We start from the raw sequence: 25,482 nt of genomic DNA, 5'->3' as shown, positions 1-25,482 counted from the left end.
CTCCGCGATGGCCGCCCTGTCCGGCGGCCATGGATCAAGTATGTTTAGTCCATAAAATGAGTCAATAATAGTATTATATACCGTATAAAAACTGTGAAATTATGGTCCTGCCGCACAGCCGGCCGGCGTTGCGGCCGGCAATGTGGTCTCGGGCAAAGGATCGGGCTTTATGGCTGCCAACAGGGCATTGCGGAGCAGCGGTGGAAGCTTTCCCCCGCCTGCCGCGCAGAGGCCTGGTGAGGCCAGTACCACCATCGGTGCGGTGACGGTCATGACCGTCATATCGCCCTCGGGCAGATCGGAGAGTGTGATCACCCGCCGCTCCACCCCGACCGCACGCGTCAGTGGTGGTGCGCCCGGCGGATCGTCGGCGGGGACCGGGATCAGTTGCAGCCGGCAGCTGTCCCGCGGCGCATTGAGCAGGAGGGCGGCGCGTGCCGGAGCGAGCATCCGGAAGATGATGTCGACATCCTGGCGGCAGAGGGCGGGGAGCTGGAGATCGGCCGGCAGTGCCACCTCGCGACCGGCCGGCAGGTCGATCCCGAGATAGGCCAGCAACGCCTCGGCCAGATTGCGGGTGCCGGAGCCGGCGGGGCCGAGGCTGACCAGCGTGCCTGGCATCTGAAGCAGGCCGGCGAGATCGGCCGGAGAGGCCCGGTCCCCCGCCTCGGCCCGCCGGAGGATGAAGAGCGCTTCTTCGGTGCCGGTCAGGACGCGGTCGTCCCCGGGCGCGTCGCCGTCGGCATGGGTGGTGCACCGGCCGCGTTCCGACACCAGGATGGCGTCCGGCTGGTCGCGCACCACACCATCCAGCTGGGCGAAGGCGAGATCGACATGGCCGGCCGCGATGTGCAGCAGATTGTCGCCGGTCCCGTTGGTCGGCTCCACCACGCAGCGCAATCCGCGACCGGCGCAGCGGCGATTGATCATGCGGCAGGTGTCGAGCCCCAGGCGGTGATAGGCGCCGTCGGGCGCCGCGGTTGCGATGGTGATGTAGGCGGGGTCTTCCGCCCGGGCGGTGGCCGTGAAGCCTGCGGCCAGGAGCAGTGCGGCGATGGCCAACCGCCGCGCCCCCGATGCGCGGATCCGTCCGGGCGTCATTCAGCCACCGAAGCCCAGCAGGCTGCGCAGGCTCGGGCTCTTTGGTTCGGCAGGGGTGGCGTTGACGTCGGGAAGGGGGATGACCGGCTGTTCCGCCTCGGCGACCTGGACGGCGACGGCCGTGGTGCTGCACTGCTTCCGGGTGATCTCCGACAGATTCTGACAGGCGTCATAGGCGGCGCGCGCCTGGGCCTTGTCGCCCATCCGGGCGAGGACGGCGATTCTGGTCGGCTGGACCGCTTCGAGACCATAGATCGCCTGGGCGGTTTCCAGCGTGACGAGTGGATTGCCGGCAGGCTGCGGTTTCGACTTCGCCTTGCCCTTGGACGGGGCCGCGGTGATCGCCTGCCACCTGTTCATGCCGGCGGGTTTCGAAGCTTCGAGCGTCGCCTTCATGGTATAGCCTTCGATCGGCATCGGCAGGTCGGGGTCGATCTGCTGCAGTGCCTGAAGAGCGGCAGCATCCCGGCCCAGGCCCTGATGGATCAGCGCCTCGACCATCCGCGGCAGGGGATGATCGCCGATCCGGTCAATGCCATAGCCCGCCTTCAACCGGGCCTCAGCGTCGTCGTATCTGTTTTCGGGCAGCGCGAACAGGGCCTCGATGACCCCGGCATAGGCGTTGTTCATGTCTTTGATACCGAGCGACGTCTTGATCTCTTCATATCCTTCATGCGGCGCCCCCGGCGCGTCGGCATAAAATTTGTCATTATAGTCCCAGCTGCGTTGCAGGCGTTCCTCACCGGAGGCATAGCGGCCGGAAACGGCATCGACGATTTCCCGCCCGACATCCGTGCCGGCATCCAGCATGGCACCGACCACCGGTGTGACGGTCATATTGCCGGACGACCAGGCGGCCTGCATCTCTGCCTCGACCCGCTTCGTGCGTTCGTCCGAGAGTTTCTGCAGGCGCTCGGTCATGGTGCCGCGCGCCTTCTCGCCCGCGACGATCTTCTCCAGCCCGTATTGTGCGACGAGCGGAGCATAGCCGGCGCGGGAGATGAGATCGATGCCGAGCAGGTCGGCCTCGTTTTCCTGCTGGCGGTTCCAGGCGGCACCGACGACATCCTTGCCGATGAAATCGAGTGCGAATTTGGTCGCCATCACCGTGTTGGCGTCCTGTTGCAGCCCCGCCTTCTGGTTGCCGGCCAGGTTGCCACCTCCGGCGTCCATCTGGCTTTTCAGCACGGTGCCGAGAACGAAGGCGCCGGCCGCCATGGTGGTGGCGTCACGCTGTTCCTTGAACAGCTTGTCCTTGTCGTGATGCCGGAGCAGCAGATGGCCCAGTTCGTGGCCGAGCATCATGGCCACTTCGTCCTCCGACCCAGCCTGGGCGAGGACGTTGATGCTGACATAGATGTCGCCGTCGGGCCGCGCCATGGCCTGATAGCCTGAACTGGCCAGGAGGTGGACCTGCACATCCGGGGCCCCGGGCGGGGCGACGGCCAGAAGCCGCAGCAGAATGCCGCGGAGATATGCCTGGATCTTCGCATCCGGGATGACGCGCGATGCTTCGGGGATCGGCACCTTGTCCCGTTCCTGGCGCCAGTAATTGGTGCCGACGTCGTCGGCCGCCCCTGAAAAATAGAGGGTGCGAGGGGGGCGCGGATCGCCGGCGCTGCTGGGCAGGGTGGCATCGAACTGCGCGCTTGCGATCAACGGCGCTTTCATCCCGGCGATGCTGTCGTCGGACAGGCCCGGGACCGGGATGCCGCCGGTCACGCAGCCGGTGAGAAGCAGGGCGCTGCCGCTCAGGGCCAGAAGAGGACGTCGGATGCGTGTCATCGGTCCTGCCCTTTCCGGGGTTCAGCAGCCGTTGCCGAGGTTGGAACCCGTCCGTGGTGCGCCGTTCTGCGCCAGCGTGGCACCGCAGACCTTCGAGACGACGTCCGTCTGCACCCGTTCGACCCGAACGAAGCGGCGGGAGTAGTTGACCCCGTCGATACAGACCTCTTTCAGCGACACTTCCTTGCCCGACCTGCCGACAAGGGCCGGATCGATGTTGCCCGACACACTCACCACCCGGATGTCTGTGCCGTTGCCCGGGCAGGCCTGGGCGGCAGCAGGGGTGGGGATGATCAGCAAGGCGGCCGCGGCCAGTGCGGCGGTGACGGTCAGTGCGGCGGTGACGCGCGGGCCGATGACGACATGACGGGCGGGTGCATATGCGATGAGCGACATGGGCATTCTCCCTGTCAGCGTGATGAAGAGGGGTTTGTGGAGCCGTCGCCGGCCGCGATCCAGGCGGTGGCGGCGAAGGCGGCGACGGCGATCCAGTCCAGCGGCTGGATCGGCAGCAGGGTGAGCAGGATCAGGGCGACGAGCAGGCTGGGGATGCTGGTGGCGAAGCCGGCGACCACGACATCGACCAGCACCGCGGGCAGGGTGGGGGCGATCCAGCCGGGCAGGTTGCGATGCACCAGGGCCTCGATCTGCCAGGGGCGGACGATGTTGTGCAGACCAAGAGCGATCAGGCCGGCCAGCAGGGTCTGAAGCATCAGGCGGGCAGCTTCATAGCCTGTCCCGGCGCTGAAACCGATGCCGTCGAGGGCGCCCGGACGGTAGTCGCGCCCCATGGCGAGCAGGTTGTCGAGGGCCATGGCATGGGCCCAGGCGCCGGGGGCATAGACCCCGCGCATCGGATGGAGATCTTCGGCTCCACTGACCGTCGCCCCCAGGATCACCACCCGGTTCGACAGGGCCGAGGCGACATAGGCCCGGGTCCGGTCATGGGTGGAAGAAAGCCAGGGCACGCGGACGGTCCGGTGATAGGCGCAAAGATCCTGATGTGTGTTTTCCCCCTGATACAGGGTAAAGGCGAGAAGTCGGCTCGACTCCGACAGGCGGGACAGGATGTCCCGCGACAGCCGGAAGGGGGCGCAGACATCCTCGACCGGATGATGATCCACCTCGGCCCAGGCATAGGGTGCTGCGGCCTGACCGCTCTGGCGGAAGGCCAGCCGGTCTGCCGGCGTCGCATCACGGGGCGGGCCGCCGTCATCTGTGCCGGCCCCCCAGAGCACGGTCATCGTCGGTCCGATCCGCTGGTCGGCCATGGCATCCGACAGGCCGTGACAGTCGGCCGATGCCTGGCGCAGGCGGGCCAGGGTGACGTTTGCAACGGGTGGTTGTGGCACTATGTCTCCGCCTGCCGGGCGGGGGACCAGCCCGTCGAGACATGTCAGGGCCTCGAAGCTGCCGGCAAAGCGGCCGTCACGGCGGGCCGCGGCATAGGCCGGCAGCAGGGCCATGGTGGTGCGGGCAATCGCCGTCGATGCCGGTGGATCGGGGATCCAGCCGGCATTCGCCGCATGGTCATAGGCAATATCGCGGCAATGAATTGTCAGCCTGTCGACGATGTCGGGATCTGCCGTCGGAGGCGGCCTGCGGCGATGGCTGTTGTCTCCAGTAAGGCTCGCGGTCCGCAGTTCCGCATCGATACGATCGGCACAGGCGCCGGTCACATCGGCGATGGCGGCCGCCCGTGCAGCCTCCCGTATCTCGGACAGGCTCACCACCGGTTCGTCGAGCGAGCAGCCCGGCAGGCCCGCCTCGACGGCGCAGCTCCAGATCGTCAGCAGCAGGGCCGGCGAGGGAAGGCCGTCCGGCGCCAGCGCATAGCGCAGCGGCGGCGTGAGGAACATTCCCGGCGCAGCGGGCACCGCCAGCTGATTGACGATGCCGAAGGTATTGCGCCGTTCGGGGTTGCGCGCCTCTTGCGGACGGGTGGCCTGGCGCAGGGCGACAGGCTGGTCGGCAACCAGCATACCGGCCCGCCGCACAAGCAGCGGCGGTAAAAGTGCGCCCATCGCATCGGCGACATCGGTATCGATCTGCCCGTCACGGCGGTTGAGCGCCAGTTCTTCGGCCAGATAATCCATGTCTGCGCCGAGCGTCTGCAGATCCACGGCCTGGACCGGCATGGAGGGTCGCCGGCCGCCACTCAGTGTGTGGCGGTTGGTTGCGTAGAGGAAGTCCATGAACACGGCGACCGGCGGGGTGTCCGGCGCGCCGGAGGGGCGGATGATCTCGCTGATCATCCGGGCCTGGCGGTCATAGGGGATCGGGAACCTGTCGCCGATAAAGGGAAGTCCGTCGTCATCGATCATGACGATGCCGATGCGCTCTGCCGCCTGTCGGGCAGCGGGGAAACGCATGTCGTACCAGGGCGCCCATATTCCGACCGCGATCGCCGTGGACGTGCTCCAGGTTTCCTCGGCGAAGTTGAAATTGAAGATCCGGCCGCTTTCGAAGGCCAGCGTGGCCAGGGTCACGATCAGGAACACGCGCTTTGCCGGCCGGTCACCCGTCAGGAGCGACTGCCAGCGGCGCGCGCGTGTTGCGAGTGATCTTGCCCTCATATCGCGATCCGGATGATGTCCGCTCCTACCATTAATGGTAAGGCGTGAGTCATAAGAAACGCAAACGATATGAGTCACGTTTCCAGTACCTACATAACCGCCGCGGAGCGTTCCCTATAAAATAATATTTATCAGTAGGTTATGCGAAAAATCGGCGGTCCGGTCATAAAAACAAGTGGTAACTCCAGTGTCCGTACGGGTGCCCGATGCAGGGGATCCCGCCGCGAAACGAAGAACGGCCCCCGGTCGGGAGCCGGGGGCCGTTCCGGTCCGGGCGGACCGCAAGGGGGGAGGTGCGGGGGGGTGCGGTCGCTGCCCGGGGTCGGATGTGCCGTGCCGCGGTTACTTCATGGTCGGCATGGCGAATTCGGCGCCGGCGCGGATGCCGGTCGGCCAGCGGGTGGTGATGGTCTTGAGGCGGGTGTAGAAGCGCACGCCTTCGGGGCCGTGCATGTGGTGGTCGCCGAACAGCGACGCCTTCCAGCCGCCGAAGGAATGGAACGCCATCGGCACCGGGATCGGCACGTTCACGCCGACCATGCCGACCTTGATCCGGTGGGCGAATTCACGCGCCGCATCGCCGTCGCGGGTGAAGATCGCGGTGCCGTTGCCGTATTCATGGGCGTTGATCCAGCCCGCCGCCTGCTCGTAGCTTTCGGCACGGACCACCGACAGCACCGGGCCAAAAATTTCTTCCTTGTAGATCGTCATGTCGGTGGTGACGCGGTCGAACAGGGTGGCGCCGGTGAAATAGCCGTCCTCATAGCCCTGCAGGCGCAGATTGCGGCCGTCGACCACCAGCTCGGCGCCTTCGGCGACGCCCTGATCGATGTAGTTTTCCACCTTGTCGCGATGGGCGCGGGTGACCAGCGGGCCCATCTCGGCCTCGGGATCGGTGCCGGGGCCGACCTTCAGCGCCTGGATGCGCGGCACCAGCTTTTCGACCAGCGCATCGGCCGTGGCCTCGCCCACCGGCACGGCCACCGAAATCGCCATGCAGCGCTCGCCGGCCGAGCCATAGGCGGCCCCCATCAGCGCATCGACCGCCTGGTCCATATCGGCATCGGGCATGACGATCATGTGGTTCTTGGCGCCGCCCAGCGCCTGGCAGCGCTTACCGGCGGCGGTGGCGGTCTGGTAGATGTAGCGGGCGATGGGGGTGGAGCCCACGAAGCTCACCGCCTCGATATCCGGATCGGTCAGGATGGCGTCGACGGCTTCCTTGTCGCCCTGGACGACGTTGAACACGCCGGCCGGCAGCCCCGCCTCGGTCAGCCATTCGGCCAGCAGCAGCGCCGCCGAGGGGTCGCGCTCCGACGGCTTCAGGATGAAGGTGTTGCCGCAGGCCAGCGCCACCGGGAACATCCACATCGGCACCATGGCCGGGAAGTTGAACGGCGTGATGCCGGCCACGACGCCCAGCGGCTGGCGCAGCGCATGGCTGTCGACCTTCGTGCCGACATTCTCGGTCATCTCGCTCTTCAGCAGCTGGGGGGCTGCGGTCGCGAATTCGACCACCTCCATGCCGCGCTGGATCTCGCCCTTGGCATCCGAGAGCACCTTGCCGTGCTCGGCGGTGATCACGGCGGCCAGCTCGTCGATGCGCTCTTCCAGGATGTGCAGGAAGCGGTTCAGGATCCGCGCCCGGCGCAGCGGCGTGGTCTCGGCCCAGTCGGGGGCGGCCGCCTTCGCGGCCTCGACCGCGGCGCGCACTTCGGCTGCGGAGGCCAGCGCCACCTCGCCGCTCTGCTCACCGGTCGCCGGGTTGAACGATGCCACGGTCCGCGCCGCCGCACCCGGCACCTGCCGGCCGCCGATGTAATGCCCGATCTTCCTGACCATCTCCGCTCACCTTCGCATGGATGACGCCGTCCGGGGGGCCGGCCCCCTCTGATGGGGTGATGATGGTGGATGATCCGGTGCACAGAAACCGGAGATATCGAGAAGCTGTTGTGCGATATTTGAAGCCTGATCCTGACGGAGTTTCCGCATCCAATGAACTGGGACCATCTCCGCGTCTTCCTCGCCATCGCCCGGCGCGGCCAGATTCTGGCCGCGGCGCGGGGGCTGGGGCTGAACCATGCGACCGTCGCCCGCAGGCTCGATGCGCTCGAAGCCTCGCTCGGCCAGCCATTGTTCGAGCGCCGGCCCTCGGGCGCGACGCTCACCGAGGCCGGAGAGCGGCTTCTGGCGGCGGCGGAGCGGGTCGAGACCGAGATTTTCGGCATCGCCGAAGAGACTCGCGCCCAGGGTGCCGCGCCGTCGGGCGTGGTGCGGGTGGGGGCGCCCGACGGGCTCGGCACCTGGTTCCTGGCCGCCGAACTCGGCCGGCTGGGGGCCATGCATCCGGATCTGGTGATTGAGCTGGTACCGCTGCCCCGCACCTTCTCGCTGTCGAAACGCGAGGCGGATCTGGCCGTCTGCCTTGACCCGCCGGCCGAGGGGCGGCTGCTGGTGACCGCCCTCGGCGACTATACGCTGGGCGTCTATGCCGCCCGGTCCTATCTGGAACGTGCCGGCGTGCCGGAGACGCCCGAGGATCTGGCCGGCCATGTGGTGGTGACGGGGGTGGAGGATTACGCCTATGCCTCGTCGCTGGATTACGGCCGGGCCCTGACACGGTATGGATCACGCGAGTATGGATCGCGGGAGTTGGGGCCACGCGAGTTCCGCTGCGCCGGCGTGGTCGGGCAGATGGAGGCGATCCGCGCCGGGGTGGGCATCGGCATCCTGCATGATTTCGCGGTGCGCGACGCCCCCGATCTGGTGCCGATCCTGCCCGGGCTGACCTTCCGCCGTCGCTATCACCTGCTGACCCATCCGGACACGCATCATCTGGCGCGGATCGCGGTCTGCCGCGATTTCCTGGTCCGGCGCTTCCGCGAAACCCGCGACCGCTTCGTGCGCGGCGGCTGATCCGGCTTTTCATCCAGATTGCGCAATCTTGAAAGATCTGGCTGAAAATCACCGGCAACCGTCAAGCCCGGCCGATGCGGCAGCTTGCGGCAACATTATCGTCCTTAGACAAAGAAAGACTCGCAGCGTTGCTGCGGCGAGGTGCATGACATGTCATCTACGGCCGGTAAGCCAGCCAGGGCAGGGGGGTGGCAAGCCCTGTGCCACCCCGCTCGTGCGACCGCTCGCCCTCAACCCGGGCGATCAGGCGATGGTCAGCGAAATGCCGCCCAGGCCTTCGATCGAGCCTTCGATGGTCTGGCCGGCCACCACCGGGCCGACGCCTTCGGGCGTGCCGGTATAGATCAGATCGCCGGGCTCCAGATGGTAGAAGCGCGACAGATGGGCGATCAGCTCGGCCACCGACCAGACCAGCAGCGACAGATCGGTTGACTGGCGGGTCTCGCCGTCGACGCGCAGTTCCAGCAGGCCCCCGGTCGGATGGCCGCTTTCGGCCACCGGCACGATCGGCGACAGCACGGCCGACTGCTCGAAATCCTTGCCCAGATCCCAGGGCCGCTGTTTCGCGCGCGCCGCCAGCTGCAGGTCGCGCCGGGTCATGTCCAGGCCGCAGGCATAGCCGAAGACATGGGAAAGGGCGTCATCGGGCGCGATCTCGAAGCCGGCTTTGCCGATCGCCACCACCAGCTCCATTTCGTAATGATAATTCTCCGTGCCGGGCGGGTAGGGGATGGTGGATCCCGACGGCACGTAAGCGAGCGCGGATTTGGTGAAATAGAACGGCGCCTCGCGATCGACCACCACGCCCATCTCGCGGGCATGGGCTTCATAATTGCGGCCGACGCAGAAGATCCGGCGGACGGGATAGCGCGCCTCGGTGCCTTTGACGTCGGCGAGCGGGGTGGGGGCGGGGTCGAAGAGGCAGGTGGTCATCGGGGTGTCCTTGACGTGGGGTGGTCTGTTCGGGCCGTCACGCCTCATTCCGCATCCGGCTGCCGCCCCGGCGCCGCAGCGGCGAAGGCGGGGAGGGTGCCGGCGGCGTCTGCGATGCGGGTCAGCGTCGGGTAAGCGTCGAGCGGGCAGCCCATGCGGGCGGCATTGGCCAGTTGCGGCACCAGGCAGATATCGGCGAGCGACGGCGCATCGCCATGGCAGAAGCGGCCGGTTGCGGGATCGCGGGCGAGGCGCGCTTCCAGCGCCGTCAGCCCCTCGGCGACCCAATGGCCATACCAGGCGTCGCGCGCGGCCTGGTCCAACCCCAGCCGGTCGCGGAGATAGGTCAGCACGCGCAGATTGTCGATCGGGTGGATGTCGCAGGCGATGGCGAGCGCGATCGCGCGCACCCTGGCGCGACCGTCGGCATCTTCGGGCAGCAGCCGGGGCAGGGGGAAACGCTCGTCCAGCCATTCGATGATCGCGAGTGACTGGGTCAGCACCTGGCCGTCATCGGTGACGAGGGCCGGCACCAGACCTTCGGGATTGAGCGCCAGATAATCGGGGGCGCGCTGCTCGCCCCGGCGCAGATGCACGAAGGCCTGATCCGGCGCCAGCCCCTTCAGGTTGAGGGCGATGCGCAGCCGGTACGAGGCGGAGGAGCGGAAATAGCCGTAGACCTTCAAGATGCAACTCCGGATGTCGCTGGGCCCCGTTGCCCGGCCGGGGCGCGGGGGCTATGGTGCGCTGCATCAGGCGGCAGCCGTCAGCAGGAGAACGGGCGGGCGATGGAGGCGAAGCAGGCGGGAGCCAGGTCCGGCGGCAGACGAGGTGCCGGCGGCGACACCAAGCGCAAGGGCATCCAGTCGGTCGAAATCGGCATGGGCGTGCTCGATGCCCTGGTCCGGCTGGGGCGGCCCAGCTCTTTGACTGATATCTCCCGGGCCAGCGGCCAGTCGGTCAGTCAGGCTCATCGCTATCTGGCGAGTTTCGTGAACACCGGCTTCCTGCGCCAGGACCCGGCGACGGCGCTGTATGATCTGCACACCGGCGCGCTGCGCCTCGGGCTGGCCGCCATGGGCCGGCTCGACATGTTCGAAGAGGCGAGCCGGGCGGCGCAGGAGCTGGTGGCCGCCAGCGGCCGCACCGTGCTGATTGCGGTCTGGGCCGAAACCGGCCCGACCATCATCCGCTGGTACCCCGGCAATCCGCCGGTCTACACCATGCTCACCATCGGCTCGCATCTCTCGCTCACCCAATCTGCCACCGGCCGGATCTTCCTCGCCTTCCTGAACGAGGGGTTCGTGTCCGACCTGCTGCAGCGCGAACTGGCGCGCGACCGCTCCGAAGGGCCGGTCGACATCGATGCGATGCGGGCGCAGACAAGGCGTGAGCTGTCGGCCGCGGTGGACGGCACCACCGCGCCGGGGCTGCGGGCCTTCGCGGCGCCGGTGTTCAATCTTCAGGGCCAGCTGGTGCTGGCCCTGTCGATCATCGCCTCGCCGAATTTCGGCCGCGACGGCGATACCGCCGCCCGCGACATGCTGATTGCGGCCGCGCGCGAGGTTACGCATAGGCTGGGCGGGCGCTGGCCGCAGCCGGGCTGAGCAGGCCGCGCGCCGCCTTTGCATCGAAGCTGTCGGACGCGGTCATCCCGGGCGGCAGGTGAATGCCGGCGGTGATCAGCCGCCGGCAGGCGGCCATGTCGCGGCCGGCATTGATGCCCGCCGCCCCGATCAGCCGGTCGCCGTCCAGCACCAGGAACAGCCGGCCGGCGCCGGCCCGCTGTTCGACGATCCGCGCAGTGTCGGCCTCGGGCCCGGTGACGCCGGCGAGCTGGACGTTCAGATCGTATTGATCGGTCCAGAACCAGGGCGTTTCGGGGGCGGGCAAAGGGCTGCCCAGAATCGCCGCCACCGCGCGTTCGGCGGTGATGTTGGCATTCTGCCAGGTTTCGCAGCGCAGGGACCGGCCATCCGGCCCCGGCTGTGCCGCCACATCGCCGATCGCGAACACCGCGGGATCGGCCGTGCGCATGTCCTGATCGACCACGATGCCGTCATCGACCACCAGTCCGGCCGCCTGGGCGAGGCCGGTTTCGGGGACGACGCCGATGCCGGCGACGGCGAAATCGGCGGTGATCACCTGCCCGTCGGACAGCACGGCGCGGATGCCCGCGGCCGTGTCGGCCAGATCCCGGATCCGGCGGCCGGTCAGCAGGGTGACGCCTTCGGCCGCATGGCGCCGGGCCAGGGCCGCCGCCACCGGTGCCGGAAAGTTGCGGCCGAGAAGGCGCGAGCCGATCTCGACCACCGTCACCTCCAGCCCCTTCTGCACCAGGGTCGCCGCGACCTCCAGCCCGATCACCCCGCCGCCGATCACGAGAACGGATCGGGCGCCGACGGCGCGGGCCGCGAGCGATTCGACGTCACCCAGCGTGCGCAGATCGGCCAGGCGCGAGACCCGGAAGGGCAGACGGCGCGGCCGGCTGCCGGTTGCGAAGATCAGCCGGTCATAGTCGAGCAGGCTGCCGTCATCCAGCCGCACCTGCCGCGCGGCACGATCGACCGCCATCGCCGCCCGGCCGGTCATCAGCCGGATATCCTGCGCCGCCCAGGCCTCCGCCGGCACCAGCCAGGTGGGGCGGGTCTCCGGGTCGATCAGCATGTCTTTCGACAGGGGCGGGCGCTCGTAAGGCGGGACCGGTTCATCGCCGATCAGCGTCACCGGCCCGGCATAGCCCTTCTCCCTGAGCGTCAGTGCCGCCCGGCCGCCGGCCTGGCCGGCGCCGATGATGACCACGCCTGCGCTCATTCCATTCAACTCCCTGAAGGACGGTGCCGGTTCATGACGATCCGGCATGGCCGGCATTCCATTTTCGACGAACCGTCTTGACGTCGCGTTGTTGCATATCATACTAAGTCTCACACGATATGCAATACAACAGGCGGCAACCCGGGACGAGGGGGCGCCGCCCAAGGGAGGCGGGAATGGCGGAGACCAACGCTTGCGCCCGGAACGGCCGCGTGTGGGACACCGGCGATGCCGGCAAGGTGCCGTACTGGGTCTATACCGATCAGGACGTCTATCAGCGGGAGCTTCAGCGCATCTGGTACGGGCCGCACTGGCTCTATTGCGCGCTGGAATGCGAGATCCCCGATGTCGGCGATTTCAAGACCACCACGCTGGGCGAACGCCCGGTGATCGTGGTGCGCTCTGCCGAAGACGAGATCAGCGTGGTGGAGAACCGTTGTGCGCATCGCGGCGTAAAGTTCTGCCAGGCGCGCCAGGGCCATACCAAGGATCTGCTCTGCCCCTATCACCAATGGGCCTATGACCTGAGGGGCAATCTGATCGGCGTGCCCTTCCGCCGCGGCGTGAAGCGCCAGGGCGGCATGCCGCGGGATTTCGACCCCGGCAATCACGGCCTGAACCGGCTGCGCGTCGAAGTGGTGAACGGCGTGGTCTGGGCGACCTTTTCCGACGACACCCCGCCCTTCCGGGAGTATCTGGGCGAGAAGTTCTGGGCCCATTACACCCGGGTCTATGACGGCCGGAAGCTGGAGGTGCTGGGCTATAACCGCCAGCACATTCCGGCGAACTGGAAGCTGATGATGGAAAACATCAAGGACCCGTACCATGCGGGTCTGCTGCATGTATTCTTCGTCACCTTCGGCCTGTTCCGCGCCGATCAGAAATCCGCGGTCGATATCGACGAGACCGGCCGTCACGGCATCCTGATCAGCCGCAAGGGCGAGCAGGAGGTGAACGACGTCACCGCGGATCTGCGCAATTTCCAGGGCGATCTGAAACTGGCCGATCCGCGCATCCTGGATGTCGTGAAGGAATTCCCGGGCGAGGACACGGTCGGCATGATCACCGTCTTCCCGAGCGTGATCCTGCAGCAGCAGGTCAATTCGCTGACCTCGCGCCAGATCGTGCCCAAGGGGCCGGCCGGGTTCGATTTCCACTGGACCCATTGGTGCTATGCCGACGATACGCCGGAAATGAAGCTGCGCCGCACGCGCCAGGCCAATCTGTTCGGCCCGGCCGGCTTCGTCTCGGCCGATGACGGCGAGATCATCGAGATGAGCCAGCAGGGCTTCACGCCCTCGGACATGGAAGAGGCGCTGGTGATGATGGGCGGCCGCGAGATTGCGCCGACCGATTACATGGTCACCGAAACCGCGATCCGGTCGATGTATCGCTACTGGCGGGAGGTGATGGGGCTGTGACCGCGATGATCAGGACTGCTGAGACCGATATCGCCCTGCGCGGCCGGGTCCGCGACCTCTACGACGCCTATTACGACACGCTGGACGATGTGCGGCTGACGGACTGGCCCGACTTCTTCATGGCCGATTGCCTCTACCGGGTGATCCCGCGGGAGAATTTCGAGCGGGGCTACACGCTGTCGACCATGCAGGCGGAAAGCCGCGGTATGCTGCAGGACCGGGTGACAGGGCTGACCACCACCCAGATGTATGCGCCGCGCTATTACCGCCGCTTCCCCGGGCCGCTCCGGATCAGCGCCGGGCCCGAGGGCATCCGCACCCGCCACAATCTGCTGATCGTGCAGACGCTGATCGACAGACAGTCGGAAATCGTCCTTTCGGCGGTCTGCCACGACCGGATCGTCGAGGAGGACGGCCGGCTGTACTTCGCCGAGCGGATCGTGGTGATCGACAGCGAGATGATCCCGAACAGCCTGATTTATCCGGCGTAAGCAAGGACGAGCCAGAATGAGCTGGATCAAGACCATCGAGACCGCGCGTCTCGCCGATGAGGGCGTGGCCTGCGCCGAAGCGGCCGGGCGCCGCATCGCCTTCTACGAGGTCGAGGGTGAATTCTTCGCCACCGACGATCTCTGCACCCATGGCCGCGCCTTCCTGTCCGACGGCTATCTGGACGGGCACATGATCGAATGTCCGCTGCATCAGGGATTGTTCGATGTGCGCACGGGCGCGCCGTGTGGCGCCCCCTGCACCGAAGCCATCCGCACCTATCCGGTGCGGGTGGAAGACGGCGTGCTGCATGTGATGGTCGAGGAGGGCTGATCCGATGACCGCTCCCCTGCCCAATGACGCCCGCGCCCAGCTGGACCGGCTTTACGAGGAGATGCGGCCCAAGAGCCTGTATCCCTTGTGGGAAGTGCTGTCGGCGCTGGTGACGCCCACGCCGCGCTCACCCGCGCAGGCGTGGAAGTGGGATTATGCCTCGGCCCGCGATCATCTGTTGCGGGCGGGGGATCTGATCAGCGCCGAACAGGCCGAACGCCGGGTGCTGATCCTGGAGAATCCGGGCCTGCCGGGATCGTCCGGCATCACCCCCAGCCTGTATGCCGGGTTGCAGCTGATCCTGCCGGGGGAGGTGGCGCCCTGTCATCGCCACAGCCAGTCGGCGCTGCGTTTCGTGATGGAAGGCGATGGCGCCTATACCGCGGTCGATGGCGAAAAGGCGGTGATGCGGCCCTTCGATCTGGTGCTGACGCCGAACTGGCAGTGGCATGACCACGGCAATCATTCCGGCCAGCCGATGATCTGGCTGGACGGGCTCGACATCCCGACCGTGCGCCATTTCGACGCCAGTTTCGCGGAGCGGCTGGAGGCTGCGGAACATCCCGAGACCGTGGCGCCGGGCGACAGCACGCGCCGCTATGGCCGCAATCTTCGGCCGCTGCGCGGCAGCACCGCCGATCGCCGGCCGGCGGCACAGCCGCTGTTTCACTACCCTTATGCCGAGTGGTCGGCGGCGCTCGCCGATCTGGCGGCGGCCGAGGCGCCGGATCCGGTGCTGGGCCATGCGCTCGAATTCCTGAACCCCGCCACCGGCGGGCCGGTGATGCCGACCATCGCCGCCCATGTCCGGCTGCTGCCGGCGGGGTTCGAGACCAGGCCGCGGCGGTCGTCCGACGGCACGATCTATGTGGTGGTCGAAGGAAGGGGCGAGGCGAAGGTAGGCGACGAGGTCTTCACGCTGGCGGAACGCGACCTGCTGGTCGTGCCGTCCTGGCGCGAGGTGACGATCAGGGCGGACAGCCGGCTGGTGCTGTTCGGCTACTCCGACCGGGCCGCGCAGGAAAAGCTCGGCCTTTACCGCGAGGCGGTCACAAACGCCTGACATCAAAGGCGAAGATGAGATTGACGGCGAAGATCCGGGCGCGGCGCCGGCCAGGGCGCCGCGGAATCGGGCGATATGACAGAAGACGTGGGTAGACATGGGAGGAGGGGGCTATGTCCCGGCCAGAGACCATAGACGTGACCGCAGTGATCGAACGCGCGCGGTTCGGCAGGTTCCAGTTCGCAATCACGGCACTTTGTGCGCTAATCGCACTACTCGACGGTTTCGACACCCAGGCGATCGCCTATGTCGCACCGGTCATCGCCGAAGACTGGCAGATGAGCATGGCCAGTTTCGGGCCGATCTTCGGCGCCGGCCTCGCCGGTCTGACCGTCGGCGCCTTCGTACTCAGCCCTGCGGCCGACCGCTTCGGGCGCAAGAGCGTGATCCTGGTCTCGATGGCGATTTTCGGCGTGTTCTCGCTGATCACTGCCTGGGCCGGCACGATGAACGAGCTGCTGCTCTATCGCTTCCTGACCGGTCTGGGCCTGGGCGGGGCGATGCCCAACATCATCGCGCTGACCTCGGAATATGCCCCGGCGCGGCTGCGCGCCACGCTGGTGACGGTGATGTTCTGCGGCTTTCCGCTGGGCTCCACCATCGGCGGCGTGCTCTCGGCGCCGATGATCGCCGCCTTCGGCTGGCATTCGGTGTTCATCCTGGGCGGCATCGCGCCGCTGGTGGTGCTGGTGCTGCTGATCGTGATGCTGCCGGAATCGGTGCGCTATCTGGTTGCGCGCGGGGCGCCGGCCGAAAAGATCGACCGGATCATGCGCCGGCTCGACCCCGCGATCGCGGCCGGCGGCCCCCGGAGCTATGTGCTGAACGAGCCGAAGGCCATGGGCTTTCCGGTCCGCAAGCTGTTCGAAGACGGTCGCGCCCGGGTGACCCTGCTGCTCTGGGTCGCCTTCTTCATGAACCTGCTGGTGATGTATTTCCTGGTGAACTGGCTGCCTTCGCTGCTGCGCGGCGCCGGGCTGCCGCTCCAGATCGCCATTCTGTCGACCGCGATCCTGAATTTCGGCGGCGTGGTCGGCGCCATCACCCTTGGTCGGATGATCGACCGGCTGAACCCGCATCTGGTGCTGGGTTCGGCCTATGCCGCCTCGGCCGGCTTCATCGCGCTGGTGGCACTCGGTGCCTCGGATCTCTGGATCCTGATGCCGGCCACCTTCCTGGCGGGCTATGGCGTGGTCGGCGCGCAGATCGGCATGAATGCGCTGACGGCCGGCGTCTACCCGACTGCGATCCGCTCCACCGGTGTCGGCTGGGCGCTGGGGGTCGGCCGGATCGGCTCGATCATCGGCCCGGTGGCCGGCGGCCTGCTGATCGGCGCGGGCTGGAGCACCGAATGGGTGGTGATGGCCGCCGTGGTGCCGGCCCTGCTCGCCTCGGCTGCCGTCTTCGCACTGCGCCGGCATGGCCATGCAGGCGCTCCGGCAGCGGCACCGACGCTGGCGCATTGATCACCCGCCGGATCATCGGCTAAGAATGGGTCGGCCCGGATGACGGGCCGGCCCTGCCGTGTTCCGAAGGATGGCCGATGCGCCGCATCTATGACTGCTTCCTGTTCGACGGCGAATTCGTCATGCTGGCGCATCGCATCGCGGAACTCGATGGCGTGGTCGACCAGCATATTCTGGTCGAAGGGGCTCAGACCATGCAGGGGGCATCCAAACCGCTCGCCTGGGCGGAAGCGCGGGCCACGCGGCCGGATCTGGCCGCCCGCATCCGCCATGTCGGCTTGCCCCGGCTGGGGCCGGCCGACAGTTCGGGTTGGGATCGCGAGGCCTTTCAGCGCAATGCGGCGGTTTTTGCGCTGCAGGATGCGCGTCCCGACGATCTGGTGCTGATCCTGGATGTGGACGAGATCCCCGATCCGGCGGTGCTGCGCCGGCTGAAACGCGACGGGCTGGAGCGGCCGATGCGGCTGGGCATGACCCGCCATTACGAGCATCCGCTGCGCCTGGGGCCGCGTTCGCCCTGCTGTGCCGATCCGACGCTGCCCTTTGCGACGGCGCTGCCGCGGCTGAAGCCCGGGCGTTGGGAGGCGCTGGACCCGATGTGGTTCTGTGCACCGGGCGTGGTCGTGCGGGTGATGGATATTCTGGGCGATCCGGCCCGCGGCCTGCCGCCGCGATCGATGCAGGCCCTGCGCAGGGGGCTGCATGCCGCGCCGGTCATTCCGGGCGCCGGCCGGCATTTCTCGTATGTCGATCCGTCGGCGCGTCCGGCCTGGAAATTCCGCCGGTTCGCCCATGCCGATCTGGCCACAAACCGTACCACCGATCCGCACCATCTGGAGCGCTGCCGCACCCATGGCATGCATCACAAGGGCTGGTGGTATGCCGAGGTGCCGAAGGGGCCGGTGCCGGCGGATATCGGCCGGCTGATGACCCGCCTGGCCGAGGCGGGGGCGCCGGTGGAACCGGCGGTTGGCCGCGGCCGGCTGGCGCGGGGCATCCTGCGCAACCACGCTGCCCGGCGATCGACCAGCCGGCAGCCCGATGCACGGATTGCCCGGATCGATCGCCATTTCGGGCGCGTGCTACCGCTTCTGTTGCCGGCTCTGGCGCTGGAAGCGGTGGCGCGGCGGGTCCGGCGGCTGATCATGCACCGCCGCGATGCGGCGGGGGCAGCGCCGATCGGGCAGTCACATCACGTCTGAGGGCCAGGCCTGAACAGCAGGCCCGGTCGCGGCAGTTACGACACGCAGCCGATACCGTCACCGCCTGAGTTCGAGTAGTTGTTCAGCGTATCCGAGGCGATCGCCAGCGGTCGCAGAACCGGCCGTGACCAGCTGGGCTGCGCCCCGTCCTCATGCCCATGACCACCAACCGACTGATGATGCGAGGTGGATGAGATGTAGCTTTTCATGTCGAGAGTCCGATCAATGAGCGAGAGGTAATTAGCATATCACGGATATCGCTGCACTGCACAAACATCTGGCTGCGGAAGCCGACAGCAGTGATCGTTTCAATCAGAAATATCGTTGCTTCTCATGTTGCATGAGGTCTGAGGAGGGATTCTCCGGGGCATCCGCTAGTGCCTGTATGTGCAAGGAATAAGCGAAACTCTAATGCAGTTCAGGGCTACGGCGCCCTACGGAAGCCAGACGCCGACGAGGTCGGACCATTGCGCCAGGAACCCGACTATCCCGATCGATGCCCATCCCGGGCGCATATTACCGGCTTTGGTGCTGGAGAGGTGGGACGAGTCGGGGGCACATCCTCGGCCGCACCTGCCTGCGCACAGGCACTCCCATGATGCCTGAAGACAGGTCCGGCGGGTGATGGCGTCAGTTTTTCAATCAAGACCCACAATTGCCATCACTGCCATAAGCAACGCCAGTCAGCGTCTCGGAGGCGATCATCAGGGGCCGCAATACCGGGCGCGCCCAGACCGATTGGCCCTGTGAGGTGTTGTCCGCGGCATTCGTGTGCGCGGGCGGAGAAATCCGATCGGTCATTTGGTTGCCCTCCTGTGCAAGTTATAGAGTAATCTCCTCCAGGATAGATAAACGATCTTGGCTTGTCCATCATGGAGTGGGCGTCATCATATTATTGTAGGCATCATGCCATGCCGGGCCGTCGGGCAGGTGTTGTCGAAGCAGGGCTTGAGCTGCATCAGGCATCGGATGGACGGGCCCGGCATTGCGTTTGAGTTCGTTTGTGGGAAGTGACAGCCCATCAAGACCGAGAAAGGCGCCAACCGTGGCGAGGGTGGGCCCTGGAGCTTTGAACAGATCTTCCGATCGAAGGATCAGCAGAGATCCAGACGGAAAATGACGGCGCCATCGATCCAGCTGGGGGGCGTAGCGGCCTCTTTCGATATAGGACCAGCATTGATGCGGCATATCCGGCCTGTCTCGCTCAAGCCCACGAACGATCCGGTCGAAGCGTTCAGCCTCGCCTGAAAGCCGCTCCGCCTCCGTCTGCAACGCCTCCGTAAACCCCAGAAATTCGCGGCCGGCAGCCAATTCATGGCAGTAATGTGACCAGGCGCGGACGACCGGATCACGCAGGAGCACGATCATCTTCGGCGGCTTGGGGAAAATCTGTGCCGCTCGGACCGGGGCAAGCGGATGGGCGAGCATGTAGGGGCTGGCATCGATCCGCAACCGCCGGTCGTGGTGGCCGCGGCGTGGCGGCAGCAGGCGGGACCAGACATCATATGCCTCTGGCCAGAACAAGGTAAGAGCCTGTGACTCTTTGACCTGGCCGACGGCAACCTCAGGATGCGAGGCAAGTATATTATACAGCCAAGTTGTGCCGGATCGCTGGGCACCAAGAATCAGCAGGTCAGGAAGCGTCCGGGAGCGCATAAAATCGCGGACTATAAACATGGCAACTTCGGTTTTGGCGGCGGCTGTACCACCGGGCAGGTGTCATTGTATAACGGCAAAATCGCAGTCAGTCAGCTCAGGATCGTTATGCCCGCTTCGTCGACGCCGCCGATCACATCCTGCCCCGACCTTCCGGATGTGGACATCCGCCGGGTCGAGGCTCTTCCCGACCATCTGGCCGGGGCGGTGCCGGTGAACGGGTTCGTCGAGGCGACGGCCGACCGGTTGCTGGTCCGCATGCCCGGCATTGGCCGATTCCTGGCCGAGGAGGGGCGGCGGCTTCTGATCGCCGGCGAGGCCGGGGCGTCCGACGCAGATCTGGACTATTTCGCCGTCCGCACGCCGCTTGCCGGGTTGATCCATCAGCGGGGGGAGTTGCCATTGCATGCTGCCTGCCTGTTGCCCCCCGGGGGCAAGGCGGCGGTCGCCATCAGCGGCGCATCGGGGGCCGGCAAGTCGACGCTGGCGGCAATGCTGCTGGGGCGCGGCTGGCGGTTCGTGGCCGACGAGGTGGTTCGGGTCACGCTGGACGGCCGGGGGCGGCCGCTTGCCTGGCCGGGCACGCCGATCGTGGCGCTTTGGCCGGATGCGGCCCGGATGCTTGGCATCACCCCCACGGAACTGCCCATGGCGCGGCCGCAACACGGCCGGGTGTTGCACCAGGCGATGCCGATGTCGGGGCCGGTGGCGCTGGGTCATGTGGTGCTGCTTGATCTGCACCGGGCCGGGGATACGGATGTATTGAGCGGGGTCGACCGGCTCGAAACCCTGGCGGCCGAGGTGTTCCGCCCCCGGCAGGTGCGGGCGATGGGCCGGCAGGCGGCGCATATGGCGATGATGACGCGGCTTGCGGCACAACTTCAGGTATGGCGCGTCGGTGTTGCGCACAGGCCATCGCCAGACGAACTTTGTGACCGGCTGGCCGCTCGGGTCGCGGAGGCCGGTCGGTGACGGCGGCGCTGGTGCTGATTGCGAGTTATCCGAAATCGGGTAACACCTGGACGAGGCTGGTGCTGGATCACCTGATCCGCCGCGCTCGGGCGCCGATCTCGATCAACGACATCGAAACCGGCCTTTATGTGCAGCGCCGGATGATTTTCGACCGGTTCGGGCCGGTCGAAGCGTCGGATCTGACCGTCACAGAAATCGACCGCTACTGGCCCGAGGTGTTTCGGAGTCTGGTGAAGGGGCAGCCGGCGGATGCGCCGCTGGTTCTGAAGACCCATGAGGCGGCCCGGCGCACGGATGCCGGCGCCTGGCTCTATCCGCCCGAGATCGTGCGCGGTGTCATCCATCTGGTGCGGCATCCCTTCGATGTGGCGGCATCCTATGCCCATCATCGGGGCTGGACGATCGACGACACCATTCGCGCGCTGCTGGACCCGGCACACCGCATCGGCGGAGACAAGGACCGGCTGCAGCTGCCGATGCCTGAAACCGTCGGCAGTTGGGCCGGTCATACGGCGTCGTGGACCGCCGATGATCTGCCCTGGCCGGTGATCAGCCTGCGCTATGAAGATCTGCGCGCGGATGCAATCGCCGGCTTCGCCCGGGCCGCAGCGATGGCCGGGCTGACGGAAGATGTCGGGGTGATCGCACAGGCGGTCGAGTTCTGCCGCTTCGATCGCCTCCAGGCAGAGGAACGGCGTGTGGGTTTTCGCGAACGCCCTGGCAGGTCGCCGGCGTTCTTTCGTGCGGGACGGAGCGGTATCGGTTGGCAGGCGGCGGATCCGGCCCTGCTACGGGAGTTGGCGGACCGGTCGGCGGATATGATGCAGCGCTTCGGCTATCGGGCCGATGGTGGATGGGATGGCTGAACCTCTATCTTGGCTGGCGAAGGATGCGGGGTCGGCTCTGGGATGATTGTAATCAGGCGGAGCTGCAAGCTCTTCAGTCATGAAGCCTTTATAGTCTTTTATATCAAAGTCCGATAATTATATCTTATCGACTTTATTGAGGAGATTTCAGGCTGTTGAAAGGCCGGTGATCATGCGATGATCGCTGCACGGGGCAGGGCGGCCCGGCCGCCTGCAACCTCGTATGCGGTAGCCTCCAATACATTGATTCTGAAAGAAAAATTGAGACGGGCGGAGAAGAGGGCGGCATGGACACGCTGGAACAGCGCCTGATCACCATTGTAACCGCATCCCCCGCCCATTTGTCGATCCTGGGCGAGGTTGCCGCATGTGGCCTCCCCGATTGCTGGGTTGCGGCCGGCTTCGTGCGTGATCTGGTGTGGGATCATCTGCACGGCCGACATCCGGAACTGCCCCGCAATGATATCGATGTGATCTGGTTCGATGCGCTGCGGCCGCATCGCGAACAGGACAAGATGTTGGAGGCGCAGTTGTCCGCAATACGTCCAAATGTGCGATGGTCGGTCGACAATCAGGCGCGCATGCATCTGCGCAATGACGATCCGCCCTATGCCTCGGCGGTGGATGCGATGCGCCATTGGCCCGAGACGGCGACCGCCGTTGCGGTGCAGTTGACAGCAGGCGGGCAGCTGCGTGTGGCGGCCCCGCATGGGCTGGAGGATCTGTTCGCGATCATCGCACGCCCGACCCCGGCCTTCATGACACCCGCACGCCATGCGGTTCACCTTCAGCGGGTCAAGGACAAGGGCTGGCGCGACCGCTGGCCGCTGTTGCGGCTGGCAGGCGACCAGCCGGAGGCTTGCGTGCCGCTGAATTGATTGCATTTTCAAACATCACTTGCAGCGAAACGCCAACGGGTGTGTCATACCCGACGCAGGCAGGCCTCTGGGGATGAGGGCTGCTGCTGGAAGAACAGATATGACCGCGGCCTGAAGCCGGCACGCGGCGCCGGAGGGAATGACCGATGACCGCCCAGACTGCCCCCGCCCCTGCTTCTGAACCGGCCGGCGCCGGGCTCCACCCGCTGCTGCCGGCCCTTCTGGCCGATGACTGGGAAAAGGTGGATGCCGAGCTGCCCGCCCTGCTCGACCTTCTGTTCTCGCGCAGTGCCGGCGAGGCCTGGCACAAGGCCGGCACCTTCAAGAACCACCTGCTGGACGTCTACCGCACCCTGGCCCTTTGGGACCAGCCGCGCGATGTGCGGGTGCTGGGCCTGTTCCACAGCGTCTATTCCAATGAATTCGTGGCCCTGAAGCTGTTCGACGCCTCGGCCAAACGGGCCGAGCTGGCGGCCGCGGTGGGCGAGGAGGCCGAGCGGCTGATCCACACCTTCTGCGTGATGCCCCGCACCCGCTTCGTGCAGAAGCTGACCGAGATCGACGCCATCCCGGCCGGGGGCTCGATCTTGAAAAATCAGACGGCAGCATGCTGCATCTGTCGCAGAAGGACGCGGCGATCTTCGCGATCGTCTCGATCGCCGATCTGACCGAACAATGGCACAGCTGGGTGGACGACGTGTTCCAGGGCTTCCCCTGGCAGACCCGCCAGCCGGTGAAAGAGAACTGGGCCGCCTCGCTCTGGCCCGGCCAGCTGATGCCGAGCAACGAGGCCTGGAGCCTGGCCTCGCGCATGGCGCGACCGCTCCGCGACCTGCCGGCCGATCTCGGCCTGCCCGTGCCGCCGGTTTTCGACCGTTGCACCCGCATCCTGACCCAGGCCGACGAGATGGCGGCGGTGGCGCTCTACTGGCAGGTCGTCACCCGCGCCCATGCGATTTCGACCCCGGTCGCGGCGGTTTCGCTGCTGAAAACCGCGATCGCGCACAATCCCGACATCGCAGAACCGCATCTGGTTCTGGCGCAAATCGCGCTGACCCAGGGCGATTACGACACCGCCGCCGCCCATGCCCGCATCGGGCTCGACATCCTGTCGGCCTGGGGCACGGCCTGGGACAAGCGCATCGCCTGGTCGGGCTGGGTGGCCTGGGCGCGGGTGCTGCTGCAGGCCGGCCGCACGCGCAGCTGGCCCGAAAACCTGGGCGGCATGATCGCCCTCGGCATGGTGAGCTGAGCGCCGCCCGCCGCCCTTCGTCATCACGTCATTCCGCTTTCCGAAATCGAGACGGCATACTCCCATGTCCGAGCTGACCATGAGCTATGTCTGCGGCACCAGCGATGTGCCGCTGCGCTACGAGACCATCGGCACCGCCCTTGCCCGCACGGCCGAAACCTGGCCCGAGGGGGATGCGCTGGTGGTGGTGCACCAGAATGTCCGCTGGAGCTGGGCGGAGTTCGACCGCCGGGTCACCGAGCTTGCCGCCGGGCTGATCGGGCTGGGGCTGGAGCCGGGCGACCGGATCGGCATCTGGTCGCCGAACCGGGTGGAATGGGTACTGATCCAGTTCGCAACCGCACGCGCCGGGCTGATCCTGGTCAACATCAACCCCGCCTACCGCACCTTCGAACTGGAACACGCGCTGAAGCTGTCGGGCTGCCGGGCGCTGGTGCTGGCCGAGACCTTCAAGACCTCGCGCTATGTCGACATGCTGCTGGAGGTCGCGCCGGAATTTGCCGAAGCGGGCGGGCGCTCTGCACGCCTGCCCGACCTGGAATTCGTCATCCCGCTGGGTAAGAGCCGCGGCGCGATGATCGGCTTCGAGACGCTGACCGGCTTTGCCGATGCGGCGGCGCGGACGACGCTGGACGCGATCATCCCGACGCTGCGTCCGGACGACCCGATCAACATCCAGTTCACCAGCGGCACCACCGGATCGCCCAAGGGCGCCACGCTCACCCACAACAACATCCTGAACAACGGCCTCTTCGTCGGCCGGATCATGGGCTTCACCGAGGCCGACCGGCTGTGCATTCCGGTGCCGCTCTATCACTGCTTCGGCATGGTGCTGTCGGTTCTGGCCTGCATCACCCATGGCGCGACCATGGTCTTCCCCTCGGAAGCCTTCGAGCCTCGGGCAACGCTGGAAGCCGTGCAGGCCGAGCGTTGCACCGCCCTGCACGGCGTACCGACCATGTTCATCACCGAACTGGCCCTGCCCGATTTCAAGAGCTTCGACCTTTCGACGCTGCGCACCGGCATCATGGCCGGCGCCCCCTGCCCGATCGAGACCATGCGCGAAGTCATCGCGAAGATGAACATGCGCGAGGTCACCATCTGCTATGGCATGACCGAAACCAGCCCGGTCAGCTTCCAGACCCGCGCCGATGCCGATCTTGAAACCCGCACCGAGACGGTGGGCACCATCCATCCCTTCGTCGAAGTCCGTATCGTCGACGGCGACGACCGGGTGGTGCCGGTCGGCACGGTGGGCGAGCTGCACACCCGCGGCTACAGCGTGATGGCCGGCTATTGGAACGACGAGGCCCGCACCCGCGATGCCATCGCCCCGGGCGGCTGGATGCGCACCGGCGATCTGGGCGTGATCGACGAACGCGGCCGCTGCCGCATCGTCGGCCGGTCGAAGGACATGATCCTGCGCGGCGGCGAGAACATCTATCCGGTCGAGATCGAAAACTTCCTGATCACCCATCCGGGCATTCTGGACGTCGCCGTGTTCGGCATCGCCGACGCCAAATACGGCGAACAGGTCTGCGCCTGGATCCGCCGCGCCGACAATCCCGACGGCAGCAGCCTGACCGAGGCCGCGGTGCTGGGCTTCTGCGAAGGCCGCATCGCCCATTTCAAGATCCCGCGCCGCATCCGCTTCGTGGAAGACATGCCGATGACCGTCACCGGCAAGATCCAGAAATTCCTGATGCGCCAGGCCGAGGAAGAGGGGGCGGCGATCTGAGCCGCCCTCCCCTCCCCCGCC

At 66.7% G+C, this 25,482-nt stretch carries 23 protein-coding genes; 14 read left to right on the top strand and 9 right to left on the bottom strand.

Going from position 1 to position 25,482, the window contains the following annotated elements; translation table 11 throughout:
• Positions 1-99: 99 nt before the first annotated feature.
• The 5 genes from TMO_RS20630 to TMO_RS20610 form a co-directional block, all read right to left on the bottom strand.
• Positions 100-1,062, bottom strand: coding sequence for a hypothetical protein (locus tag TMO_RS20630; RefSeq protein WP_041606941.1), 963 nt, complete (start codon positions 1,060-1,062; stop codon positions 100-102).
• A gap of 39 nt (positions 1,063-1,101) precedes the next feature.
• Positions 1,102-2,886 (bottom strand): M48 family metalloprotease, encoded by a 1,785-nt coding sequence (locus tag TMO_RS29800; protein ID WP_014747643.1) that lies wholly within the window; start codon positions 2,884-2,886, stop codon positions 1,102-1,104.
• A 21-nt stretch (positions 2,887-2,907) separates the two neighbouring features.
• On the bottom strand, positions 2,908-3,282 hold the full coding sequence (locus TMO_RS20620) for a hypothetical protein (protein WP_014747642.1): 375 nt from the start codon (positions 3,280-3,282) through the stop codon (positions 2,908-2,910).
• A gap of 14 nt (positions 3,283-3,296) precedes the next feature.
• Entirely contained in the window at positions 3,297-5,462 is a 2,166-nt protein-coding gene (locus TMO_RS20615) for a CHASE2 domain-containing protein (RefSeq protein WP_145978315.1), read from the bottom strand.
• Positions 5,463-5,804: 342 nt separating this feature from the next.
• Positions 5,805-7,304: a CoA-acylating methylmalonate-semialdehyde dehydrogenase gene (locus tag TMO_RS20610; RefSeq protein WP_014747640.1), complete on the bottom strand. Its 1,500-nt coding sequence runs from the start codon at positions 7,302-7,304 to the stop codon at positions 5,805-5,807.
• Positions 7,305-7,457: 153 nt separating this feature from the next.
• On the opposite strand from TMO_RS20610, the gene TMO_RS20605 reads away from it, so the two are divergent.
• Positions 7,458-8,378 (top strand): LysR family transcriptional regulator, encoded by a 921-nt coding sequence (locus tag TMO_RS20605; protein ID WP_014747639.1) that lies wholly within the window; start codon positions 7,458-7,460, stop codon positions 8,376-8,378.
• Between the two features lie 243 nt (positions 8,379-8,621).
• On the opposite strand, the gene TMO_RS20600 is transcribed toward TMO_RS20605, so the two are convergent.
• Both TMO_RS20600 and maiA read right to left on the bottom strand, forming a co-directional pair.
• Positions 8,622-9,311 (bottom strand): fumarylacetoacetate hydrolase family protein, encoded by a 690-nt coding sequence (locus tag TMO_RS20600; protein WP_014747638.1) that lies wholly within the window; start codon positions 9,309-9,311, stop codon positions 8,622-8,624.
• 44 nt (positions 9,312-9,355) lie between these two features.
• Positions 9,356-9,997, bottom strand: a complete 642-nt coding sequence (maiA, locus tag TMO_RS20595; protein WP_014747637.1) for a maleylacetoacetate isomerase — start codon at positions 9,995-9,997, stop codon at positions 9,356-9,358.
• Positions 9,998-10,099: 102 nt separating this feature from the next.
• Between maiA and TMO_RS20590 the strand changes: the two genes are divergently transcribed.
• Positions 10,100-10,918 carry an IclR family transcriptional regulator gene (locus TMO_RS20590; protein WP_014747636.1) on the top strand — a complete coding sequence of 273 codons (819 nt, stop codon included), beginning with the start codon at positions 10,100-10,102 and terminating at the stop codon, positions 10,916-10,918.
• Here TMO_RS20590 and TMO_RS20585 read toward each other — a convergent pair.
• On the bottom strand, positions 10,878-12,125 hold the full coding sequence (locus TMO_RS20585) for an NAD(P)/FAD-dependent oxidoreductase (protein ID WP_014747635.1): 1,248 nt from the start codon (positions 12,123-12,125) through the stop codon (positions 10,878-10,880). The two genes, TMO_RS20590 and TMO_RS20585, sit on opposite strands and share 41 nt — an antisense overlap.
• Before the next feature lie 176 nt (positions 12,126-12,301).
• Here TMO_RS20585 and TMO_RS20580 point away from each other — a divergent pair, with 176 nt between their 5' ends.
• The 6 genes from TMO_RS20580 (at position 12,302) to TMO_RS29795 (ending at position 18,099) form a co-directional block, all read left to right on the top strand.
• Positions 12,302-13,546 (top strand): aromatic ring-hydroxylating dioxygenase subunit alpha, encoded by a 1,245-nt coding sequence (locus TMO_RS20580; RefSeq protein WP_051045557.1) that lies wholly within the window; start codon positions 12,302-12,304, stop codon positions 13,544-13,546.
• Positions 13,547-13,551: 5 nt separating this feature from the next.
• Positions 13,552-14,037, top strand: a complete 486-nt coding sequence (locus TMO_RS20575; protein WP_051045573.1) for an aromatic-ring-hydroxylating dioxygenase subunit beta — start codon at positions 13,552-13,554, stop codon at positions 14,035-14,037.
• A gap of 16 nt (positions 14,038-14,053) precedes the next feature.
• Positions 14,054-14,368 carry a non-heme iron oxygenase ferredoxin subunit gene (locus tag TMO_RS20570; protein WP_014747632.1) on the top strand — a complete coding sequence of 105 codons (315 nt, stop codon included), beginning with the start codon at positions 14,054-14,056 and terminating at the stop codon, positions 14,366-14,368.
• A 4-nt stretch (positions 14,369-14,372) separates the two neighbouring features.
• Entirely contained in the window at positions 14,373-15,431 is a 1,059-nt protein-coding gene (gtdA, locus tag TMO_RS20565) for a gentisate 1,2-dioxygenase (RefSeq protein WP_014747631.1), read from the top strand.
• 113 nt (positions 15,432-15,544) lie between these two features.
• Positions 15,545-16,897, top strand: a complete 1,353-nt coding sequence (locus TMO_RS20560; protein WP_014747630.1) for an MFS transporter — start codon at positions 15,545-15,547, stop codon at positions 16,895-16,897.
• A 77-nt stretch (positions 16,898-16,974) separates the two neighbouring features.
• Positions 16,975-18,099 carry a putative N-acetylglucosaminyltransferase gene (locus tag TMO_RS29795; protein ID WP_014747629.1) on the top strand — a complete coding sequence of 375 codons (1,125 nt, stop codon included), beginning with the start codon at positions 16,975-16,977 and terminating at the stop codon, positions 18,097-18,099.
• Between the two features lie 870 nt (positions 18,100-18,969).
• On the opposite strand, the gene TMO_RS30705 is transcribed toward TMO_RS29795, so the two are convergent.
• Positions 18,970-19,776, bottom strand: a complete 807-nt coding sequence (locus TMO_RS30705; RefSeq protein WP_081599047.1) for a sulfotransferase family protein — start codon at positions 19,774-19,776, stop codon at positions 18,970-18,972.
• An 87-nt stretch (positions 19,777-19,863) separates the two neighbouring features.
• Here TMO_RS30705 and TMO_RS29790 point away from each other — a divergent pair, with 87 nt between their 5' ends.
• The 6 genes from TMO_RS29790 (at position 19,864) to TMO_RS20530 (ending at position 25,461) form a co-directional block, all read left to right on the top strand.
• Positions 19,864-20,727: an Hpr(Ser) kinase/phosphatase gene (locus TMO_RS29790; RefSeq protein ID WP_014747627.1), complete on the top strand. Its 864-nt coding sequence runs from the start codon at positions 19,864-19,866 to the stop codon at positions 20,725-20,727.
• Positions 20,724-21,593, top strand: a complete 870-nt coding sequence (locus TMO_RS20545; protein ID WP_014747626.1) for a sulfotransferase domain-containing protein — start codon at positions 20,724-20,726, stop codon at positions 21,591-21,593. Before TMO_RS29790 ends, TMO_RS20545 begins: the two co-directional genes overlap by 4 nt.
• 287 nt (positions 21,594-21,880) lie before the next feature.
• Complete coding sequence (locus TMO_RS20540) at positions 21,881-22,471, top strand: nucleotidyltransferase family protein (protein WP_014747625.1); 591 nt, start codon at positions 21,881-21,883, stop codon at positions 22,469-22,471.
• Positions 22,472-22,617: 146 nt separating this feature from the next.
• Entirely contained in the window at positions 22,618-23,139 is a 522-nt protein-coding gene (locus tag TMO_RS32360) for a DUF6817 domain-containing protein (RefSeq protein WP_014747624.1), read from the top strand.
• Complete coding sequence (locus TMO_RS32355; protein WP_228382341.1) at positions 23,079-23,723, top strand: tetratricopeptide repeat protein; 645 nt, start codon at positions 23,079-23,081, stop codon at positions 23,721-23,723. Before TMO_RS32360 ends, TMO_RS32355 begins: the two co-directional genes overlap by 61 nt.
• 64 nt (positions 23,724-23,787) lie before the next feature.
• Positions 23,788-25,461, top strand: a complete 1,674-nt coding sequence (locus TMO_RS20530; RefSeq protein WP_014747622.1) for an AMP-binding protein — start codon at positions 23,788-23,790, stop codon at positions 25,459-25,461.
• Positions 25,462-25,482 lie beyond the last annotated feature (21 nt).

It is taken from the genome of Tistrella mobilis KA081020-065, from assembly GCF_000264455.2.
GTDB lineage: Bacteria > Pseudomonadota > Alphaproteobacteria > Tistrellales > Tistrellaceae > Tistrella > Tistrella mobilis.
The sequence above is the reverse complement of the archived record's forward strand: the minus strand, read 5'-3'. Positions and strand labels throughout refer to the sequence as shown.

Bases quoted from the DNA above. Each gene is read 5' to 3' on its own strand.
- TMO_RS29800 (WP_014747643.1), bottom strand. From the start codon at position 2,886: ATGACACGCATCCGACGTCCTCTTCTGGCCCTGAGCGGCAGCGCCCTG.
- TMO_RS20620 (WP_014747642.1), bottom strand. From the start codon at position 3,282: ATGTCGCTCATCGCATATGCACCCGCCCGTCATGTCGTCATCGGCCCG.
- TMO_RS20615 (WP_145978315.1), bottom strand. From the start codon at position 5,462: ATGAGGGCAAGATCACTCGCAACACGCGCGCGCCGCTGGCAGTCGCTC.
- TMO_RS20610 (WP_014747640.1), bottom strand. From the start codon at position 7,304: ATGGTCAGGAAGATCGGGCATTACATCGGCGGCCGGCAGGTGCCGGGT.
- TMO_RS20605 (WP_014747639.1), top strand. From the start codon at position 7,458: ATGAACTGGGACCATCTCCGCGTCTTCCTCGCCATCGCCCGGCGCGGC.
- TMO_RS20600 (WP_014747638.1), bottom strand. From the start codon at position 9,311: ATGACCACCTGCCTCTTCGACCCCGCCCCCACCCCGCTCGCCGACGTC.
- TMO_RS20590 (WP_014747636.1), top strand. From the start codon at position 10,100: ATGGAGGCGAAGCAGGCGGGAGCCAGGTCCGGCGGCAGACGAGGTGCC.
- TMO_RS20585 (WP_014747635.1), bottom strand. From the start codon at position 12,125: ATGAGCGCAGGCGTGGTCATCATCGGCGCCGGCCAGGCCGGCGGCCGG.
- TMO_RS20580 (WP_051045557.1), top strand. From the start codon at position 12,302: ATGGCGGAGACCAACGCTTGCGCCCGGAACGGCCGCGTGTGGGACACC.
- TMO_RS20575 (WP_051045573.1), top strand. From the start codon at position 13,552: ATGATCAGGACTGCTGAGACCGATATCGCCCTGCGCGGCCGGGTCCGC.
- TMO_RS20570 (WP_014747632.1), top strand. From the start codon at position 14,054: ATGAGCTGGATCAAGACCATCGAGACCGCGCGTCTCGCCGATGAGGGC.
- gtdA (WP_014747631.1), top strand. From the start codon at position 14,373: ATGACCGCTCCCCTGCCCAATGACGCCCGCGCCCAGCTGGACCGGCTT.
- TMO_RS20560 (WP_014747630.1), top strand. From the start codon at position 15,545: ATGTCCCGGCCAGAGACCATAGACGTGACCGCAGTGATCGAACGCGCG.
- TMO_RS29795 (WP_014747629.1), top strand. From the start codon at position 16,975: ATGCGCCGCATCTATGACTGCTTCCTGTTCGACGGCGAATTCGTCATG.
- TMO_RS30705 (WP_081599047.1), bottom strand. From the start codon at position 19,776: ATGTTTATAGTCCGCGATTTTATGCGCTCCCGGACGCTTCCTGACCTG.
- TMO_RS29790 (WP_014747627.1), top strand. From the start codon at position 19,864: ATGCCCGCTTCGTCGACGCCGCCGATCACATCCTGCCCCGACCTTCCG.
- TMO_RS20540 (WP_014747625.1), top strand. From the start codon at position 21,881: ATGGACACGCTGGAACAGCGCCTGATCACCATTGTAACCGCATCCCCC.
- TMO_RS32360 (WP_014747624.1), top strand. From the start codon at position 22,618: ATGACCGCCCAGACTGCCCCCGCCCCTGCTTCTGAACCGGCCGGCGCC.
- TMO_RS32355 (WP_228382341.1), top strand. From the start codon at position 23,079: ATGCTGCATCTGTCGCAGAAGGACGCGGCGATCTTCGCGATCGTCTCG.
- TMO_RS20530 (WP_014747622.1), top strand. From the start codon at position 23,788: ATGTCCGAGCTGACCATGAGCTATGTCTGCGGCACCAGCGATGTGCCG.